This window comes from Embleya sp. NPDC005971 (assembly GCF_040629175.1).
In the GTDB taxonomy this organism is placed as follows: domain Bacteria; phylum Actinomycetota; class Actinomycetes; order Streptomycetales; family Streptomycetaceae; genus Embleya.
In genome coordinates this window covers 215,868-233,794 of sequence record NZ_JBEXUX010000003.1, presented here as the reverse complement: position 1 = coordinate 233,794, position 17,927 = coordinate 215,868, and the positions used below count along the sequence as shown (strand labels likewise).

General features: G+C 72.7%; 14 protein-coding genes. 10 read left to right on the top strand and 4 right to left on the bottom strand.

Annotation, left to right across the window (positions count from 1 at the left end; all coding sequences use genetic code 11):
- Positions 1 to 63: 63 nt before the first annotated feature.
- Complete coding sequence (locus ABZ374_RS05240; RefSeq protein WP_360306311.1) at positions 64 to 1,314, bottom strand: amino acid deaminase/aldolase; 1,251 nt, start codon at positions 1,312 to 1,314, stop codon at positions 64 to 66.
- A gap of 145 nt (positions 1,315 to 1,459) precedes the next feature.
- On the opposite strand from ABZ374_RS05240, the gene ABZ374_RS05235 reads away from it, so the two are divergent.
- Complete coding sequence (locus tag ABZ374_RS05235; protein WP_360306309.1) at positions 1,460 to 3,034, top strand: carboxyl transferase domain-containing protein; 1,575 nt, start codon at positions 1,460 to 1,462, stop codon at positions 3,032 to 3,034.
- A gap of 694 nt (positions 3,035 to 3,728) precedes the next feature.
- Positions 3,729 to 4,466 (top strand): SseB family protein, encoded by a 738-nt coding sequence (locus ABZ374_RS05230; RefSeq protein ID WP_360306307.1) that lies wholly within the window; start codon positions 3,729 to 3,731, stop codon positions 4,464 to 4,466.
- 643 nt (positions 4,467 to 5,109) lie between these two features.
- On the opposite strand, the gene ABZ374_RS05225 is transcribed toward ABZ374_RS05230, so the two are convergent.
- Complete coding sequence (locus tag ABZ374_RS05225; protein WP_360306467.1) at positions 5,110 to 5,469, bottom strand: DUF1844 domain-containing protein; 360 nt, start codon at positions 5,467 to 5,469, stop codon at positions 5,110 to 5,112.
- A gap of 392 nt (positions 5,470 to 5,861) precedes the next feature.
- Between ABZ374_RS05225 and infC the strand changes: the two genes are divergently transcribed.
- The 7 genes from infC (at position 5,862) to pheT (ending at position 13,279) form a co-directional block, all read left to right on the top strand.
- Positions 5,862 to 6,575 (top strand): translation initiation factor IF-3, encoded by a 714-nt coding sequence (gene infC / locus ABZ374_RS05220; protein ID WP_360306464.1) that lies wholly within the window; start codon positions 5,862 to 5,864, stop codon positions 6,573 to 6,575.
- Positions 6,576 to 6,671: 96 nt separating this feature from the next.
- Positions 6,672 to 6,866, top strand: coding sequence for a 50S ribosomal protein L35 (gene rpmI, locus ABZ374_RS05215; protein ID WP_360306305.1), 195 nt, complete (start codon positions 6,672 to 6,674; stop codon positions 6,864 to 6,866).
- Positions 6,867 to 6,986: 120 nt separating this feature from the next.
- Positions 6,987 to 7,379: a 50S ribosomal protein L20 gene (gene rplT, locus ABZ374_RS05210; RefSeq protein ID WP_020552013.1), complete on the top strand. Its 393-nt coding sequence runs from the start codon at positions 6,987 to 6,989 to the stop codon at positions 7,377 to 7,379.
- 73 nt (positions 7,380 to 7,452) lie between these two features.
- A complete protein-coding gene (locus ABZ374_RS05205; protein WP_360306303.1) occupies positions 7,453 to 8,301 on the top strand; it encodes an RNA methyltransferase in 849 nt (282 codons plus the stop codon).
- Positions 8,302 to 8,437: 136 nt separating this feature from the next.
- A complete protein-coding gene (locus ABZ374_RS05200) occupies positions 8,438 to 9,487 on the top strand; it encodes an ATP-binding protein (protein WP_360306301.1) in 1,050 nt (349 codons plus the stop codon).
- Between the two features lie 163 nt (positions 9,488 to 9,650).
- Positions 9,651 to 10,772, top strand: coding sequence for a phenylalanine--tRNA ligase subunit alpha (gene pheS, locus ABZ374_RS05195; RefSeq protein WP_360306299.1), 1,122 nt, complete (start codon positions 9,651 to 9,653; stop codon positions 10,770 to 10,772).
- The gene (gene pheT, locus ABZ374_RS05190; protein WP_360306297.1) at positions 10,772 to 13,279 is read left to right on the top strand and encodes a phenylalanine--tRNA ligase subunit beta; all 2,508 of its coding nucleotides are present in this window, start codon (positions 10,772 to 10,774) and stop codon (positions 13,277 to 13,279) included. Before pheS ends, pheT begins: the two co-directional genes overlap by 1 nt.
- A gap of 61 nt (positions 13,280 to 13,340) precedes the next feature.
- Here the strand turns inward: pheT and ABZ374_RS05185 are convergent, their stop codons facing one another.
- A complete protein-coding gene (locus tag ABZ374_RS05185; protein WP_360306295.1) occupies positions 13,341 to 15,203 on the bottom strand; it encodes a hypothetical protein in 1,863 nt (620 codons plus the stop codon).
- 91 nt (positions 15,204 to 15,294) lie between these two features.
- Between ABZ374_RS05185 and ABZ374_RS05180 the strand changes: the two genes are divergently transcribed.
- Entirely contained in the window at positions 15,295 to 15,969 is a 675-nt protein-coding gene (locus ABZ374_RS05180; protein ID WP_360306293.1) for an SDR family oxidoreductase, read from the top strand.
- A gap of 33 nt (positions 15,970 to 16,002) precedes the next feature.
- Here the strand turns inward: ABZ374_RS05180 and ABZ374_RS05175 are convergent, their stop codons facing one another.
- Complete coding sequence (locus tag ABZ374_RS05175; protein ID WP_360306291.1) at positions 16,003 to 17,862, bottom strand: hypothetical protein; 1,860 nt, start codon at positions 17,860 to 17,862, stop codon at positions 16,003 to 16,005.
- Between the last annotated feature and the right edge of the window lie 65 nt (positions 17,863 to 17,927).

Below are 17,927 nucleotides of genomic sequence, written 5' to 3'. Positions count from 1 at the left end.
TCTTGTCCGGTTAACGGCCGGTCGGTTCCCGTCGTCGACGTGATTCGACCGGCCCCGCGGCGGTCACAGGAAGGTGTGTCCCTCGCCCCGATAGGTGGGCACGGTACGCACCACCCGATCGCCGTCCACCAGATGCAGCGCGTCGAAACGCTCGCACAGTTCGCCCGCCTTGGCGTGCCGGAACCACACCGAGTCACCGATCCGCAAGTCGTCCGCCGGCGCGCCGCGCAGCGGCGTCTGCACCTCGCCGGCCGCCTCCTGCGACTGGTACGACAGGCCCGGCGGCAGGTACGGCTGGGGCAGCCGGTCGGCCGCGGGCACCCCCGAGGCCGGATAGCCGCCACCGAGCACGGTCACGCAGCCGTGTCCGTTGCGGCGCACCACGGGCAGCGCGAACAGCGCGGCGGGGCGGCCCCGGAAACAGGTGTAGTGGTCGAACAGGCGCGGTTGGAAGAGCCCGGAGCCGGCCGCGACCTCGGTGATCGAGGATTCCGCGGCGGTGCGCTCCACGCTGCCGGTGCCGCCGCCGTTGACGAACTCCAGCGGGGCGATCGCGCGCACCGCGCGGACGATCTCGGCCCGGCGCCGGCTCAGTTCGGCGCCCGCCCGCGCCTGCATCGCGCGCAGGATCCGGCCGTACAGCGCGCGGCCCTCGGGCGCGTCGCCGACCCCGGCGATGTGCGCCTCGTAGGCCATCAGTCCCACGAGCCGGAAGCCCGGCCGTCGGGTCACCTCCTCGGCGACCGCGACCACCTGCTCCGGTGAGTGCAGCGGCGAGCGGTGCGCGCCGATGTGCACCCGGCCGCCCAGCGGTTGCCACGAGGTGTCGATGTCCACGCACACGCGCAGCTCGGCCCGGGGCCGCACGTCGGCGATCGCCCGCTCGATCAGGTCCAACTGGGCCGGGTCGTCGATCATGATCGTCACCCGTGCCGCTGCCTCGGCGTCCGCCGCCAGCCGGCGGTAGCCCGCCCGGTCCGTCGAGGGGTAGGCCACCAGCACGTCGGTGATCCCCTCGCCCGCCAGCCACAACCCCTCGGGCAGGGTGAACGCCATCACGCCCTGGAAGCCGTCCAGCGCCAACACCTCGTGCAGCAGCGGCAGGCAGCGCACCGACTTGCTCGCCACCCGCAGCGGTGTGCCACCCGCGCGCCGCACCAGGTCCGCCGCGTTGGCCCGGTAGGCGGCCAGGTCCACGATCGCGAACGGTGCGTCCAGGTGCGCGGTGGCCCGGTCGTAGCGGGAACGGTCGGCGCCGAGGGTGGGCGTCGCGGCGGGAGCGGACACGGGCGGGGCGGCGGTGAGAGGAGCCATTCCCGCAGCCTGCCAGATCGGCGTACCGACCGGTAGGACTCATCGCCGGCGACGCACCGGCATCGGTCGGCGGGTGTACGGGCGTCGGGTGGGTCGCACGCCGCGACGGGGTGAACGTTGCCGGGCGTGGCGCTAGCTTGATCGTATGAGTCACCCCGAGCGAGTGCGGGCGCTCGATCTGATCGAACGCGTCCTGGATCCGGGCAGTTTCCGCGCCTGGAACGACCCGCTGCCCACGCTCGCGGAGCCGGATCCGACGTACGCGGCCGAGTTGGCGGCGGCCCGCGCGCGCACCGGCCTGGACGAGGCGCTGGTCACCGGGGAGGGCCGGATCCACGACCGTCGGGTGGCGGTGGCCGCGTGCGAGTTCGACTTCCTGGCCGGCTCGATCGGAGTGGCGGGGGCCGAACGGCTGACCCTCGCGGTGGAGCGGGCCACCGCCGAGGGCCTGCCGCTGGTGGCCTCACCCACCTCCGGGGGCACCCGCATGCAGGAGGGCACCGTCGCGTTCCTGCAGATGGTCAAGATCTCCGCGGCGGTGGCCGCACACCGCGCGGCCGGCCTGCCCTATCTCGTCTATCTGCGACACCCCACCACCGGTGGCGTGTTCGCCTCGTGGGGCTCGCTCGGGCATGTCACGGCGGCCCAGCCCGGCGCGTTGATCGGGTTTCTCGGGCCGCGGGTGTACGAGGCGCTGCACGGGCACCCGTTCCCGACCGGTGTGCAGGTCGCGGAGAACCTGTACGAGCACGGCCTGATCGACGCGGTCGTGCCGCCCGGGGAACTGCGGCAGGTCGCGATCCGGGTCTTCGACGTGCTCGACTCGGGCTTTGCCGGGTCGGGGCCGGCGGCGGGCCCACCGGCCGATCCGGTGGCGGGGGCGCAGGTGGGGTCGCCGACGGGGTCGTCGGGTGTGGGCGAACCGCTGTTCGAGGACGTGCCGGCGTGGACTTCGGTGGAGCGTTCGCGTGATGCGCGCCGCCCGGGGTTGCGCGCGTTGTTGCGGCACGGTGCGCGCTCGGTCACCCCGCTGCGCGGGACCGGCGAGGGGGAGAGCGAGCCGGCGCTGCGCCTGGTGCTGGCCCGGTTCGGGGTCGGCCCGGGGCCCGGCGCGCCGTGCGTGGTGCTGGGCCACGATCGCACCCGGCAGAGCGAGCACGGTCCGTTCGGCCCGGCCGGGTTGCGTCAGGCCCGGCGGGGCATGCGGCTGGCCGCCGAGTTGGGCCTGCCGTTGGTCACGGTGGTGGACACCGCCGGCGCCGCGCTCTCGCGCGAGGCGGAGGAGGGTGGGTTGGCCGGCGAGATCGCCCGCTGCCTGGCCGAGTTGGTGCTGTTGCCCGCTCCGACGGTGTGTCTGTTGCTGGGTCAGGGCTCCGGCGGCGGCGCGCTCGCGCTGTTGCCCGCGGACCGGGTGATCTGTGCACAGCACGGCTGGTTGTCGCCGCTGCCGCCGGAGGGTGCGGCGGCCATCCTGTTTCGCGGCACCGAGCGCGCCGCCGAGATCGCCGGACGACAGGGCATTCGTTCCGCCGACCTGTATCGGGACCGGATCGTGGACCGGGTGGTGCCCGAGCACCCGGACGCCGCCGAGGAACCCGAGGCGTTCGTGCGCCGGGTGGCGGGTGTGCTCGACCACGAACTCGGCACGCTGCGGGCGCTGGACGCGGAGGAGCGCCTGGCCGCGCGGAAGCTGCGCTATCGGCGCCTCGGCCTCTCCTGAGTGCTTCGGGAGTCATCGGGAGTCACTCGAATGGGTGAGCTTTCTGGGAGTCCCGGACGGCAAATCCCGCCGCTTCCTACGCTGAACCCGGTTCGGGAACCGGACCGGTCACAGCCCACCCGTCCGAGCACGGGCCAGGACGGGCCGGCTCGGCCCGGCGCTCGGCCCGTTCGGACACGACGCCTCGATGATGCCGTCGTGGCTCGATCCGGTTCGAGCGAGCCGGACCTCGGTAGAGGTCGCGGGTCGGCAAGTGGTCGCCGAGCCGCGACCTTTGCCGTGGGCGGCTGGGGGTTTGGGGCGGCGGGGCCCTGTGTCTTGGCCGGGTGTGGGGCCGGGACACGCCCGGAGCTCGACGGATTGCCGGCGGTGGTCGCCGGTGTGGTGCGTCGTTGCCGGCGTTGGGCGGCCCGGACACGCCGATCGTGTCGCGTCGGTGCCGCTTCGTGCGGTGCGGGAGGGGCGCGGTCGTGCGGTGTCCTTTGCCGTACGGATCGTGCCGGGTGTCGTGGCGATGGGGCGGTGGGTGGGGCCGGGGTGGGGTGCCGCGTTCGGGGGTGGCGGACGGGGCGGCCGTTCGGGGCGTGGGGCGGGTCCGGTGCTCGGGGCGTGGGGTGTTTCGGGGGCGCGGACGGGGCCGGGGTGGGCGCCGTGCCGGGATGAGCTTCGTCGGGCACGGGACTAGAGTCGACGGGTGGATTTCAGCGGCAAGAGCATTCCCGACACCGGTTTTCCCGACGACGACGGCAGCGCGTATCCGGCTCTGGCCGAGGCCCTGGCGGCTCGGGAGGTGGACGACGAGGCGGTCTCGCTGGCGTTGCGCGAGGCGCGGCTGCTGGTACCGGTGGTGGCGATCCTGACCGAGGAGGAGGACGTCGCGCCGGGCGAATTGCGCCGGGAGAAGTCCAGTGACATGGCCGTGCCCACGATCCAGGGGCCGGACGGGCGCCGGGCGCTGCCCGCGTTCACCTCGGTGGCGGCGCTGGCCCGCTGGCGCGCGGACGCGCGGCCGATTCCGGTCGAGGCCGCGCGTGCCGCGCACGCCGCGTACGCGGAGGAGGCGGACACGCTGCTGCTGGACCTGGCCGGGCCGCACCCGTACGAGCTCAGCGGGAGCCGGTTGCGGGCGGTGGCCGAAGGGCGGGCGCACCTGGCGCCGCACCGAGATCCGGAGATCCTGGGCGCGGTCCGGGCGGCGGTGCTGCCGGAGGGGGCGGTCTCGGCGGTCTACCTGACCGAGGGCGGCGAGCAGGAGTTGACGCTGAGCCTGGTCGCGGCGGCGTCGCCGACCGAGGTCACCGAGGCCGCGCGGCGGATCGTGGGACGGCTGGCCGAGGACGACGTGGTGCGGGCGCGGTTGGATCGTGGCCTGGATCTGGCGATGTTGCCGCCCGGCAGCGCGCTCGACGTGGACCCGCTGTACGTGCGCTGAGCGCGGGCGGGTGAGGTCGCGCCGACCCACCTTGTCCTCGGACGCCGGACGGGCTGGATGGCCGACCGGGCCGGGGCGGCGCGAGCCGGACGGGCTTGCCGGGTCGGGGTGGGCCGGCCTGCGGCCCGCTCGTCCTCAAGCGCCGGACGGGCTGGATGGCTTGGGGAGGCCGGGACCGAGTCGGGTGGGGCTTGCCGGGTCGGGGTGGGCCGGCCTGTGGCCTACTTGTCCTCAAGCGCCGGACGGGCTGGATGGCTTGGGGAGGCCGGGACCGAGTCGGGTGGGGCTTGCCGGGTCGGGGTGGGCCGGCCTGCGGCCCGCTCGTCCTCAAGCGCCGGACAGGCTGGATGGCTTGGGCGGGCAGGGTGGGGCCGGCCGGGGTGGCGCGAGCCGGGTGGGGTCGGCCGGGAGGGGGTGGGCTGGCCTGCGGCCTACTTGTCCTCAAGCGCCGGACGGGCTGGATGGCTTGGGGAGGCCGGGACCGAGTCGGGTGGGGCTTGCCGGGTCGGGGTGGGCCGGCTTGCGGCCTACTTGTGCTCAAGCGCCGGACGGGCTGGATCGTCGACCGGGGCGGGCGGTGGCTGCTTGGCTTCGGGTGCCGGGTGGCCGGGCGGGCCGGGGCGGCCCGGCCGGCCGGGGTGGGTCAGGCGTGGACGGGGCCGGTGAGCTTTTCGCCGGGGCCCTTGCCGACCTGGTCGGGGTGTGTGGAGGCTTCGCGGAAGGCGAGTTGCAGGGTCTTGAGGCCGTCGCGCAGCGGGCCCGCGTGATAGGAGCCCACCTCGGGAGCCGCGGCGGTGACCAGGCCCGCGAGGGCGGTGATCAGCTTGCGGGCCTCGTCCAGGTCCTTGTGCGCCTCGCCGTCCTCGGCCAGACCCAGCTTGACCGCCGCCGCGCTCATCAGGTGCACGGACAAGGTGGTGATGACCTCGACCGCCGGCACGTCGGCGATGTCGCGGGTCATGGTCTCGACCCCGTCGAGGTCGTCGGAGGGGGCGGGTGACATATGTGGGGCGCTCTCGCTCATGTGCCCAGTCTCGGGTATGCCCCGGAATCGGGGAACAACGGGGCCCTTCGGCATGTTCGAGCCAGTGGTAGAGTGGTGTATCGACCGACCGGGCATCTGCATGCCCGGCCTGCAAGCGGAGGCTCCGTCTCCCACCCGATCGACCTCACGGACGACGGGTACCGGTCCGGCGTGTCGCACCTCGTGTGCGTTCGTTTCGCGTTCGTCGCCCCCTGGGCGGCTTCGTTGCCGGTGGTGGAGCCTCGCATGCAACCGTGCGAGGCTTTTTCGCGTTGCCTGGATGGCTTCGCGCGGAACCTGGCTCGGGGGAAGTTACACCGAGACACATGTGGCCGCTTCGCCCGCGGCCGCTTCAGGTATGAGGAGGCCCCATCAGCGCCGAGCCCCGCATCAACGACCGGATTCGCGTCCCCGAGGTGCGACTCGTTGGTCCTGGCGGCGAGCAGGTCGGAATCGTCCCGCTGGCCAAGGCCATGGAACTTGCCCAGGAGTACGACCTCGACCTCGTCGAGGTCGCGGCCAACGCCCGGCCGCCGGTCTGCAAGCTCATGGACTACGGCAAGTTCAAGTACGAGTCGGCCATGAAGGCCCGTGAAGCGCGCAAGAACCAGGCGCACACGGTCATCAAGGAGATGAAGCTCCGGCCGAAGATCGACCCGCACGACTATGACACCAAGAAGGGTCACGTCGAGCGGTTCCTGAAGCAGGGCGACAAGGTCAAGATCACGATCATGTTCCGTGGTCGCGAGCAGTCCCGGCCCGAGTTGGGCTACCGACTGCTGCAGCGTCTCGCGACGGACGTCCAGGATCTCGGGTTCATCGAGTCGAACCCGAAGCAGGACGGCCGCAACATGATCATGGTTCTGGGCCCGCACAAGAAGAAGACCGAGGCCATGGCCGAGGCCCGCGAGGCCCAGGCGGCTCGCAAGGACGCGCGCCGTGTGGCCGTCGAGGCCGGGGACGACCACCCCGACGAGACGGACGCCCCCGAGGCTCAGGCCGAGGCGGCCCCGGCCGAGGCCGCTCCGGCCGCCGAGGCACCCGTCGCGAGCGACGCGGAGCCGAAGGCCGAAGAGCAGGTCTGACCCGGAACGGGTCGCCCCGCGCCCGATATGCACACACATCTGTGCCTGCCCGGTGACCACCGGGCGGGTACGGCACGACGAGGAGACTGCGGCGACATGCCGAAGAACAAGACCCATAGCGGTGCCAGCAAGCGCTTCCGTATCACCGGCTCCGGCAAGGTGCTGCGTCAGCGTGCGGGTCGCCGTCACCTTCTCGAACACAAGCCCTCGACCGTGACCCGGCGCCTCGCCGGCACCGTCGAGGTGTCCCCGGCCGACGTCAAGAAGATCAAGAAGCTGCTCAAGAAGTAGTAGCAGCGAGCACGTCGTCGCACCGGCTGACGAGAACCCACCGGTCGGCGACAGGCGTCGGTCCCAGACTTACCCGGGTCGCGGTCGCACACCGCGGTCTGACATCAAGGAGTTCATCAAGTGGCACGCGTCAAGCGGTCAGTCAACGCCCACAAGAAGCGCCGCGTCATCCTCGAGCGGGCGTCCGGCTACCGCGGCCAGCGGTCCCGTCTGTACAGGAAGGCCAAGGAGCAGGTCACCCACTCCATGGTCTACAACTACAACGACCGCAAGAAGCGGAAGGGGGACTTCCGTCAGCTGTGGATCCAGCGCATCAACGCCGCTGCCCGCCTGAACGGGATGACCTACAACCGCTTCGTGCAGGGCCTCAAGGCCGCCGGTGTGGAGATCGACCGCAAGATGCTCGCCGAGCTCGCGGTCAACGACGCCCCGGCGTTCGCCGCCCTCGTCGAGGTAGCGCAGAAGGCCCTGCCGGCCGATGTCAACGCGAAGAAGGAAGACGCCGCGGCCTGATCGTCGACTCACGTCGTCGATGTCGCAGCATTTCCTACGTCGTTACAGGCCGAGAGCAGAGAACGGTAACGCGATGGCGAGCCCCGAGCTGACGTCCACCCGATCACCACGAGTGGCGGCGGCCCGGCGGCTCGCCAAACGCGCTTTCCGGGCCCGTGAACGGTTGTTCCTGGCCGAGGGCCCGCAGGCGGTGCGCGAGGCGGTGGCGCTGCCCGGGACGTTGCGCGAGTTGTACATCACCCCCGAGGTGGCCGAGCGCTACCCCGATCTGGTCACGGGCGCGGCAGCGGCCCGGGTTCCGGTGTTCACCGCCACCGACGAGGTGGTCGGGGCGATCAGCCAGACCGTGACGCCGCAGGGCGTGGTCGCGCTGTGCCGGTTCGTGGACGTACCGCTGGAGCAGGCGATGGCCGCGCGGCCGGACCTGGTGGCGGTGCTCGCGAACGTACGCGACCCCGGCAACGCCGGCACCGTGCTGCGCGCGGCGGACGCGGCCGGCGCCGAGGCGGTCGTGCTCACCGACGCGTCGGTGGACCCGTACAACCCCAAGGCCGTGCGTGCCTCGGTGGGCAGCCTCTTCCACCTGCCGGTGGTGACCGGGTCCCGGATCGAGGACACCGTCGCCGCGCTGCGCGCCGCCGGGATGCGCGTCCTGGCCGCCGACGGCGCCGGGGACGCGGATCTGGACGGGGAGTTGGACGCGGGCGGGCTCGGCGGACCCACCGCGTGGATATTCGGCAACGAGGCGTGGGGGCTGCCCGAGGAGACCCGGGCGCTGGCCGACGCCGTGGTGCGCGTGCCGATCCACGGACGGGCCGAGAGTTTGAACCTGGCGACCGCCGCAGCCGTGTGTCTGTACGCGTCCGCTCGTGCGCAACGCGGGCCGGGGGGCTGTCGCTCGGGTGCGCGAAGCGAGCGATGACCCCGACGTACTCGGCTTGACGACCGGTGGTGGGGGAACGAGTCCGTTGCGTCCGGCGCATCCGGACGGCAGGTCGCGCGTTGGGATAGTGTGTCCGGCCCGGAACTCCCTCGGGCCCGAAACGGGAAGGGGGCCGATGGACGCCGACATGCTGCCCGACGGCCTGGTGATCGCGGACGAGAACGGCACGGTGGTCACGTTCAACACCGCCGCCGCCCGAATCACCGGGACGCGTCCCGAGGACGCGCTCGGCAAACACATCGCGGACGCGCTGCCGCTGGAGGATCTCGAGGGCAGGCGCTGGTGGGTGTGCACCGACCCGTACGGCGGCCTGGGCACCCGGACCCGGCAGCCGGAGCGCAATCTGCTCCTGGCCGGTCGGGAGATCCTGGTCACGGCGTCCTTCGTGCACGCGGACGGGCCGCACAGCCCGCTGGACAAGCTGGTGGTGTCGCTGCGCTGTACCGACGCGCGTCGGCGGATCGAGCGCGGCCACTCCGACCTGATCGCCACCGTCGCGCACGAGCTGCGCTCGCCGCTGACCTCGGTCAAGGGCTTCACCGCGACCCTGCTGGCCAAGTGGGAGCGGTTCACCGACGAGCAGAAGCGGCTGATGCTGGAGACGGTCGACGCGGACGCCGACCGGGTCACCCGGCTGATCACCGAACTCCTGGACATCTCCCGGATCGACGCGGGCCGGCTGCAACTCAACCGGCAGGTCGTCGACATGGAGGAGGCGGTGCACCGGCATCTGCGCGCGATGGAATGCAACGGATGGCCCGACGAGCGGTTCGTGGTCGCCGTGGACGGGCCGCTGCCCAGCATGTGGCTGGACGCCGACAAGCTCGACCAGATCCTCGGCAACCTGCTGGAAAACGCGGTGCGCCACGGCGCCGGAACCGTCACCATCGAGATGCGCGCGGTCTCCATCGGGTCCGCGCCCGGTGCGCAGGGGACGGAGATCACGGTGAGCGACGAGGGCCCGGGCATCCCGGACGAACTCCTCGACCGCGTCTTCACCCGTTTCTGGCGCGGCAACCGCCGCGGCGGCACCGGCCTGGGGCTGTACATCGTCAAGGGCCTGGTGCAGGCCCACGCGGGCAGCATCGGCGTGGATCGTGCCGAGTCCGGCGGAGCCCGATTTCGATTCACCCTGCCGGCCGCGATGCCGGACGTCCTGATGTAGCTCGCCGTCGACGCGGCAAGCCGGGACGCTCCACCGCAGTTCGTCGCGGTCCGGCCGACACACGCACGCCCATGCGGCGTCAGTAAACTCGGAGCGCGGACGTCGCAGGACGTCGTTGCCGCCTCCACCACCGGCGGATCCCCCACAGGAGCACTGGACACAGATGTCGGCACCGAACAAGTCGTACGACCCGGTCGAGGTCGAGGCGTTGAAACCAGAGGAAGTCGAGCGGGCCCGCGACGCGGCGCTCGCGGCGGTGGCCGCCGCGAGCGACCTGGCCGAGTTGCAGGAGGCGAAGGTCGCGCACACCGGCGACCGGTCGCCGCTCGCGCTCGCCAACCGCGAGATCGGCGCGCTCCCGCCGCAGGCCAAGGCCGAGGCCGGCAAGCGGGTCGGGCAGGCCCGCGGCGCGGTCAGGCAGGCCCTGGAGCGGCGCCAGGTCGAGCTGGAGGCCGAGCGCGACGCGCGCGTGCTGGTCGAGGAGGCCGTGGACGTCACGCTGCCGTGGGACCGCGCTCCGCGCGGCGCGCGGCACCCGCTGACCACGCTGTCCGAGCGGATCGAGGACCTCTTCGTCGCGATGGGCTACGAAGTCGCCGAGGGCCCGCAGGTCGAGGCGGAGTGGTACAACTTCGACGCCCTCAACATCCTGCCGGACCACCCCGCGCGGACCATGCAGGACACCTTCTTCGTGCGCGCCGAGGACGGCTCGGCGGACTCCGGCGTGGTGCTGCGCACGCACACCTCGCCCGTGCAGATCCGCACCATGCTGACCCGGACCCCGCCGATCTACGTGATCTGTCCGGGCCGGGTGTACCGCACCGACGAGCTGGACGCCACGCACACCCCGGTCTTCGGCCAGATCGAGGGTCTGGCCGTGGACAAGGGCCTGACCATGGGCGACCTCAAGGGCACCCTGGACCACTTCGTCCAGGCGATGTTCGGCGAGGGCATCGTCACCCGGTTGCGCCCGTCGTACTTCCCCTTCACCGAGCCCTCCGCCGAGCTCGACCTCAAGTGCTTCGTGTGTCGTGGCGCCTCGGTGGGCGACCCGGAGCATCCGTGCCGGACCTGCCGGTCCGAGGGCTGGATCGAGTGGGGCGGCTGCGGCATGGTCAACCCGCGCGTGCTGATCGCGTGCGGCATCGACCCCGAGGTGTACAGCGGTTTCGCGTTCGGCGTGGGCCTGGAGCGTGCGCTGATGTTCCGGCACAACGTCGAGGACATGCGAGACATGGTCGAGGGTGACGTTCGGTTCACCCTTCCGTTCGGGATGGAGATCTGATGCGGGTCCCGCTTTCCTGGCTGCGGGAGTACGTCGACCTCCCCGCCGGCGAGTCCGGGCGCGACGTCGCCGACAAGCTCGTGGCGCTGGGCCTGGAGGTCGAGACGGTCGAGCAGCTCGGCGCGGACCTCAAGGGTCCGCTCGTGGTCGGCCGGGTGCTGGAGATCGAGGAGCTGGAGGGCTTCAAGAAGCCGATCCGGTTCTGCAAGGTCGACGTCGGCGATGCCAACGGCACCGGTGAGCCGCAGGAGATCGTCTGTGGCGCGCGCAACTTCGAGGTCGACGACAAGGTCGTGGTGATCCTGCCGGGCGGCGTGTTGCCCGGCCCGTTCGAGATCGCCGAGCGCAAGACCTACGGCCGTGTCTCGCGCGGGATGATCTGCTCGGCCCGCGAGTTGGGCATGGGCGACGACCACGACGGCATCATCGTGCTGCCGATCGAGGCGCAGGTCGGTGCGGACGCGATCGAACTGCTCGGTCTGGTCGACGAGGTGCTCGACATCGCGGTGACCCCGGACCGGGGCTACTGCCTGTCGATGCGCGGCGTCGCCCGGGAGGCGGCGATCGCCTACGGGCAGCCGCTGCGCGACCCGGCGCTGCTGGACGTGCCGGACGCGAACTCGTACGGCTATCCGATCCTGGTCGAGGACGCGGCCGGGTGCGACCGGTTCGTGGCGCGCACCGTGGTCGGCATCGACCCCGAGGCGCCGTCCCCGCTGTGGTTGCAGCGCCGGGTGCAGATGGCCGGCATGCGGCCGATCTCGCTCGTCGTGGACGTCACCAACTACGTGATGCTCGAACTGGGCCAGCCGCTGCACGCCTACGACCGGGCCCGGTTGCAGGGCCCGATCGTGGTGCGCCGCGCGCACGAGGGCGAGACGCTGACCACGCTGGACGACGTGGAGCGCAGGCTCGACCGCGAGGATCTGCTGATCTGCGACAACCGCGGGCCGATCGGCCTGGCGGGGGTGATGGGCGGCGAGAGCACCGAGATCGGCGCGGAGACCGCCGACATCGTGATCGAGGCGGCGCACTTCGACCCGGTGGCGATCGCGCGCACCGCGCGCCGGCACAAGCTGGGTTCGGAGGCGTCGCGCCGGTTCGAGCGCGGTGTGGACCCGGAGGCGGCCCGGGCCGCGGCGCAGCGTGCGGTGGACCTGCTGGCCGTGCTCGGCGGCGAGCGGGCCCAGGCCGAGGCGGGCGTGACCGAGGTGGACGCGCCGCGCGAGGCGGTGCGGATCGTGCTCGCGGCGGACCACGCGGCGAAGGTCGCGGGCGTGCCGTACACCCGCGAGACGGTGGCCCAGCGGCTGCAGGAGGTGGGCTGCTCGGTCGAGGGCATCGACGAGCTGACCGTGCTGCCGCCGACCTGGCGGCCCGACCTGACCGACCCGAACGACCTGGCCGAAGAGGTCATCCGGTTGGAGGGCTACGAGCAGGTGCCCTCCACGCTGCCGCAGGTGCCGGCCGGTCGTGGGCTGACCGCGGACCAGCGGCGTCGGCGGCGGATCGGGCGGGCGCTCGCGGGCGCGGGCTTCGCCGAGGTGCTCGACTATCCGTTCGTGGGGCAGAGCGCGTTCGACGACCTCGGGCTGGCCGAGGACGACGCGCGGCGACGCACCGTCGTGTTGGTCAACCCGATCTCCGAGGAGGAGCCGGCGCTGCGCACGACGTTGCTGCCGGGGCTGCTCGGGACGCTGCGCCGCAACCTGGGGCGCGGTAACGGGGACCTGGCGCTGTTCGAGTCGGGAGTGGTCTTCCTGCCGAACGCGTCGACCCCGCGCGCGCCGCAGCTCGCCGTGGACCGGCGGCCGACCGACGCGGAACTGGCCCAGTTGGCCGCGGCGTTGCCGAACCAGCCGCAGCGGGTCGCGGTGGTGCTGGCCGGCGAGTGGGAGCACTCCGGCTGGTGGGGCAAGGGCCGGCCGCAGCTCTGGGCGGACGCGGTCGAGGCCGCGCGGGTGGTCGCGGATGCCGTCGGCGTCGAGCTGACGGTGCGTCAGGACCAGTACGAGCCGTGGCATCCCGGGCGCTGCGCGGCGCTCGTGGCGACCGCGCCGGACGGGACCGAGCGGGTCGTGGGGCACGCGGGCGAGCTGCACCCCCGGGTACTCAAGACGCTGCACCTGCCCGAGCGGGTGGCCGCGATGGAACTGGACCTGGATCTGCTGACCGCGGACCTGGACGGGGAACACCTGCCGCAGGCGGGCCACATCTCCTCGTACCCGGTGGCCACGCAGGACGTCGCGCTGGTCGTGGACGCCTCGGTGCCGGCCGCGAGCGTGGAGGCGGCGCTGGTCGAGGGCGCGGGCGCGTTGTTGGAGTCGGTGCGACTGTTCGACGTGTACACCGGTGCGCAGATCGCCGAGGGCGGCAAGTCGCTGGCCTACGCGCTGCGTTTCCGGGCGACGGACCGCACGCTGACGGTCGAGGAGGCGACGGCCGCGCGCGACGCGGCGGTGGCGCTGGCGACCGAGCGGACCGGGGCGGTACTGCGCGGGGCGTGACGCGCTCGTGGACGGTCGGATGCGGCCCGCACTCCTTCTGGGGTGCGGGCCGCTTCCGGGTTCAGGGCGGGGTCGTGGTCGCGGTCGGGGGTGGCGGGGTGGGGAGGACGCCCGGTTTCAGGACGTCGACGCCGCAGATGCGGCGGGCGGCGGCGATCGGGTCGTCGGGGAAGCGGAAGGCCGTGCGGTCCACCGCGCCGATCAGGTTGGTGGTGAAGCGCCGCCAGGTCATCGGGGCGTGCACCGAGTCGCGCAGTTCCTTGAGTCGGCCGCGGTCGGTCGGGCCGCAGGTGAGGGTGTAGCGGGCGGCGGCGATCCGGATCGGGTCGATGCCCGGGGGTGCGGGCGCGGCCGGGTCGGCGTATTCGGCCAGCACCCATGCCGGGTCGATCCGCTTCTCGTGTCCGGGTCGGCCCCGGGTGGTCAGTCGGATGTGTGCGCCGAGCGGATAGGCCAGGCCGAGGTCGTCGAGCGCGATGCCGGTCACGGGGGTGGCGGCGCCGTTCATGCCCAGCGAGGGCCATATCGCCACGATCGACGCGCGCAGGTCCGGGCGCAGCGGGACCACGAAGGAGTGGGTCGGCGATCGGTCGACCAGGGTGTGTCGATATTCCGGATGCGGGCCTTGGATCATCGTCGGGAAGCCGGGGAAGCCGTTGACGAACGCGTCGGCGGTGACCGGGTTGGCGACGCCCAGGACGGACGTGTAGAAGCCGCGTTCGTCGGCGATGCCGCTCGGGCCGATGCCGGCGTAGGGCACCCGGAAGACGGTCGCGGTCAGCAGGGACCAGGCCAGCAGGGCGCCGACGGCGGGTGCCGCGAGTCGGCTCGCGGGGACCAGCAGGATCGGCAGGAGCAGCAGGAACAGGCCCGGGAGCAACATCCGGCCGTGCATGAAGTCGCCGCCGACGCGGACCACGTAGAGCAGCATCACCAGGCCGCACAACACGGGTGTGGCGTACAGGATGCGTCGGCTGCGATCGGCGGGTCGGTCGGGTCCGACGGGGCGCGGTCGGCCGACGGCGGCGGCTGCGGCGAGGCCGGCCAGTACCAGCGCGGGCAGCCACAGGTGGTACGGGTCGGTCAGGTCGCGGACGTAGGCCCAGCCCCGGGGCCAATCGGCGGCGGTGGCCTCCTTGGTGATCGCGGGGAGGGGGAGCAGGACGCCGTAGTAGCCCATCCGGAAGATCTCGTAGGCCAGTGGGAGCGCGCCGGCGGTGCCGAGCAGGGCGAGTGCGCGGCCTGCCCGGGGACGGTGCAGGAGGGCGAGCGCGATCAGGAAGCCGGCGCCGGCGACGGCCAGGTCGGGGCGGACCAGCGGGCCCAGGCCGGCGAGCAGGGCCAGGGCGTACGCGGTGCGGGCGCGGGGGCCGTGGGGGAGGCGGACCAGGAGCCACCAGCAGCCGGCGGTCCACAGGGTGGTCAGGCCGGTTTCCAGGCCGGAGGTGGCGAAGTCCCACACCGGCGGGAGCGCGAGCAGGATCAGCGCGCCACACGGGAGCAGGAAGGCGCTGCCGGGCCTGGTCCGGTGCAGTCGGCGGGCGGCGTCGGCGGCCAGGAACCAGCCGATCACGCTGCACAGCAGGCCCAGCCGCACGGCCAGCGGCGCGGGGTCCTGGCCGCTGAGTCGGGTGCCGGCCACCAGCAGCCACTGCCACAGCGTGCCGGTGGCCGCCTCGGCGCGCTCGCCGGGATTGAACACGGGGCCGTGGCCGGCCAGGATCTGCCGGACCGGTCGGGTGAAGATCAGGCCGTCGTCGCACAGCCAACTGCGTCGGCCGCCCACCACGGCGACGAACACGGCGGGCAGCAGCACCATCGCGAGGTTCCAGCGGGTGGCCGCGGGTGCCGGCCGGTCGGGGTGCGGGGCGGCCGGATCGGCGGGGGGTGGGCCGTGTCCGGGGAGGGTGGTGGTCAGGGTCATCGGTCGGCGGGCTCCAGTCGGGCGGGTGAGGCCGCACGAGACCGGACGAGAACGTCGGTCCCGGTGCTCGCGCACCTCGTAGGGTGGCGGGATGAGTACTTACGTGATCACCGGTGCAGGCAGTGGTATCGGCGCGGAGATCGCCCGCCTGTTGCGGGAGGGCGGCCACGACCTGGTCGCGATCGTGCGGTCGCAGCGGCGGGCCGCGGAGTTGGCCGGGCCCGGGGTGCGGACCGTGGTCGCGGACCTGGAGCGTCCCGAGACGATCGCGGACGCGCTTGCGCCGCTTGCCGAGGAGACGTTCGCGGGCCTGGTGCACAGTGCGGGTATCGCGGAACTGGGCACGGTGGCGGAGACGGCCGCGGACGTGTGGTCGCGCACACTGACCGTCAACGTGGTCGCGGTGGCGGAGGTTACGCGGGTGTTGTTGCCGGCGTTGCGGCGCGGGCGGGCCGGCGTGGTTTTGCTCAACAGCGGGGCGGGGCTGCGGACGAACGCGGGCTGGGCGGCGTATTCGGCGAGCAAGCACGCGCTGAAGGCGTTGGCCGACGGGCTGCGGGAGGAGGAGCCGGCGCTGCGGGTGACCAGCGTGTATCCGGGGCGGACGGCGACGGCGATGCAGCGTGCGGTGCGGGAGCAGGAGGGCGCGGTGTTCGAGCGCGAGCGTTACAGCGATCCGGTGACGGTGGCCGGTGTGGTGTTGTCGACACTGATGTTGCCGGTGGATTCGCGGGTCGACGACGTGACGGTGCGATCTCGGGGGTGAGCGGGGGGTGAGGCCGGCGCCGCGCGGGTGGGGTCAGCGGTTGGGGTTGTCCGCGGGGAGCACGTCCTTGGCGAGGACGTCGATGCCGCAGATTTCCTTGGCGGCATCGACCGGGTTGCTCGGGAAGCGGAACGAGGTGCGGTCGAGGGCGCCGGTGAAGTTCTTCTTGAAGCGGCTCCAGGACATCGGCTCGTGGACCGAGTCCTGGAGTTCCTTGAGCTTGCCCCGGTTGGCGTCGCCGCAGGTGAGGGCGTAGCGGGCGGCCTTGACCCGGATCGGGTCGATGCCCGGGGGCAGGATCGCGTCGGGGGCGGCGTACTGGGCGAAGACCCAGGCGATGTCGAGCGACTTCTCGTGGCCGGGGCGGCCGCGGGTGGTGAGTTCGACGTGTGCGGCGAGCGGATAGGCCAGGCCCAGGATGTCCACGGAGACGCCGTCGAGCGGGGTGTTGGCGCCGTTCATGCCCAGGTTGGACCACACGGTGGCGACCGGGGCGGGCAGGTTCGGGTCGAGCGCGGTGACGTAGAAGCCGTCGTACCAGGGGTAGACGATCACGTGCGTGTGGTCGGTGCGGGCGGCGTTCGCGGCGGCCGGGAAGCGCGGGTAGTTGGCCACGTAGGAGTACGCGGTGACCGGGTTGGCGACCTTGAGCGCGCTGACGTAGAAGGCGCGTTCGTCGGCGATGCCGCGGGGGCCGATGCCCTCGTAGGGCACCCGGAAGCTGATCGCGCAGACCGCGGCCCAGCCCACCAGGACGGTGGCCGCCGGGATCGCGAGCCGGTTCGCGGGGACCAGCAGGATCGGCAGGAGCAGCATGAACAGTCCCGGCAGCAACATCCGGGCGTGCATGAAGTCGCCGCCGACGCGGACCACGTAGAGCAGCATCGCCAGACCGCACAGCACGGGTACCGCGAACACGGTGATCCGGGCCCGGCCCGCGCGGTCGATCGCCCGCAGCCGGGCGCCCACGCCGGCGGGGTCGCGCAGGCGGGGCAGCGATCGGCCGATCGCCACGGCCACGAGCACGACCAGCGGGATCCACAGGTGGTACGGGTCGGTCAGGTCGCGGACGTAGTTCCAGCCGCGGGACCAGTCGGCCGCGGATGCCTCCTTGGTCACGGCGGGCAGCGGGAGCAGCACGCCGTAGTAGCCCATGCGGAAGATCTCGTACAGCAGCGGCACGGTGAACGCGGTGCCGAGCAGGCCCAGGGTGTGCGGGACGCGCGGGCGGCGGACGATGGCGAGCGCGATCAGGAAGCCGAGTGTGGCGATCGCCAGGTCGGGCCGCACCATCGGGCCCAGCCCGGCCAGGAAGGCCAGACCGTAGGTGACGCGGGCGCGGGGGTCGTGGGGGAGGCGGACCAGGAGCCACCAGCAGCCGGCGGTCCACAGGGTGGTCAGGCCGGTTTCCAGGCCGGAGGTGGCGAAGTCCCACACCGGCGGCAGCGCGAGCAGGGCGATCACGCCGAGCGGGACCAGCGGGACCGTCCGGGTGCTGCGGGTGTGCAGCCGGCGGGTGGTGTGCAGGGCCAGCGCGTAGCCGGCGGTGGTGCACAGCAGGCCCAGGTGGACCGCGAGCCGCCCCACGTCCATCTGGGTGATCCACGAGGTCAGGACCAGGAGCCACTGCCACAGCGTGCTCGTGGACGCCTCGGCGCGTTCGCCGACGTTGAACACGGGGCCGTGGCCGGCCAGGATCTGCCGGACCGTGCGGGTGAAGATCAGGCCGTCGTCGCTGATCCAGCGTCGATGCCAGCCCAGGACCAGCAGGATCAGCGTGGGCACCAGCACCATCGCGGTGTTCCAGCGGGTGATGCCGCGGGGCTGCGGGCCGTCCGTCGCGGGATCGGCCCGCGGCCCGGAGCGCCCGGACAGCACACTCACGAGGCTCATGGTTCGTTGACTCCAGACGGGGCGGGCGGGCCGACCACACCATAACCACTGTTGAACGCCCGCCG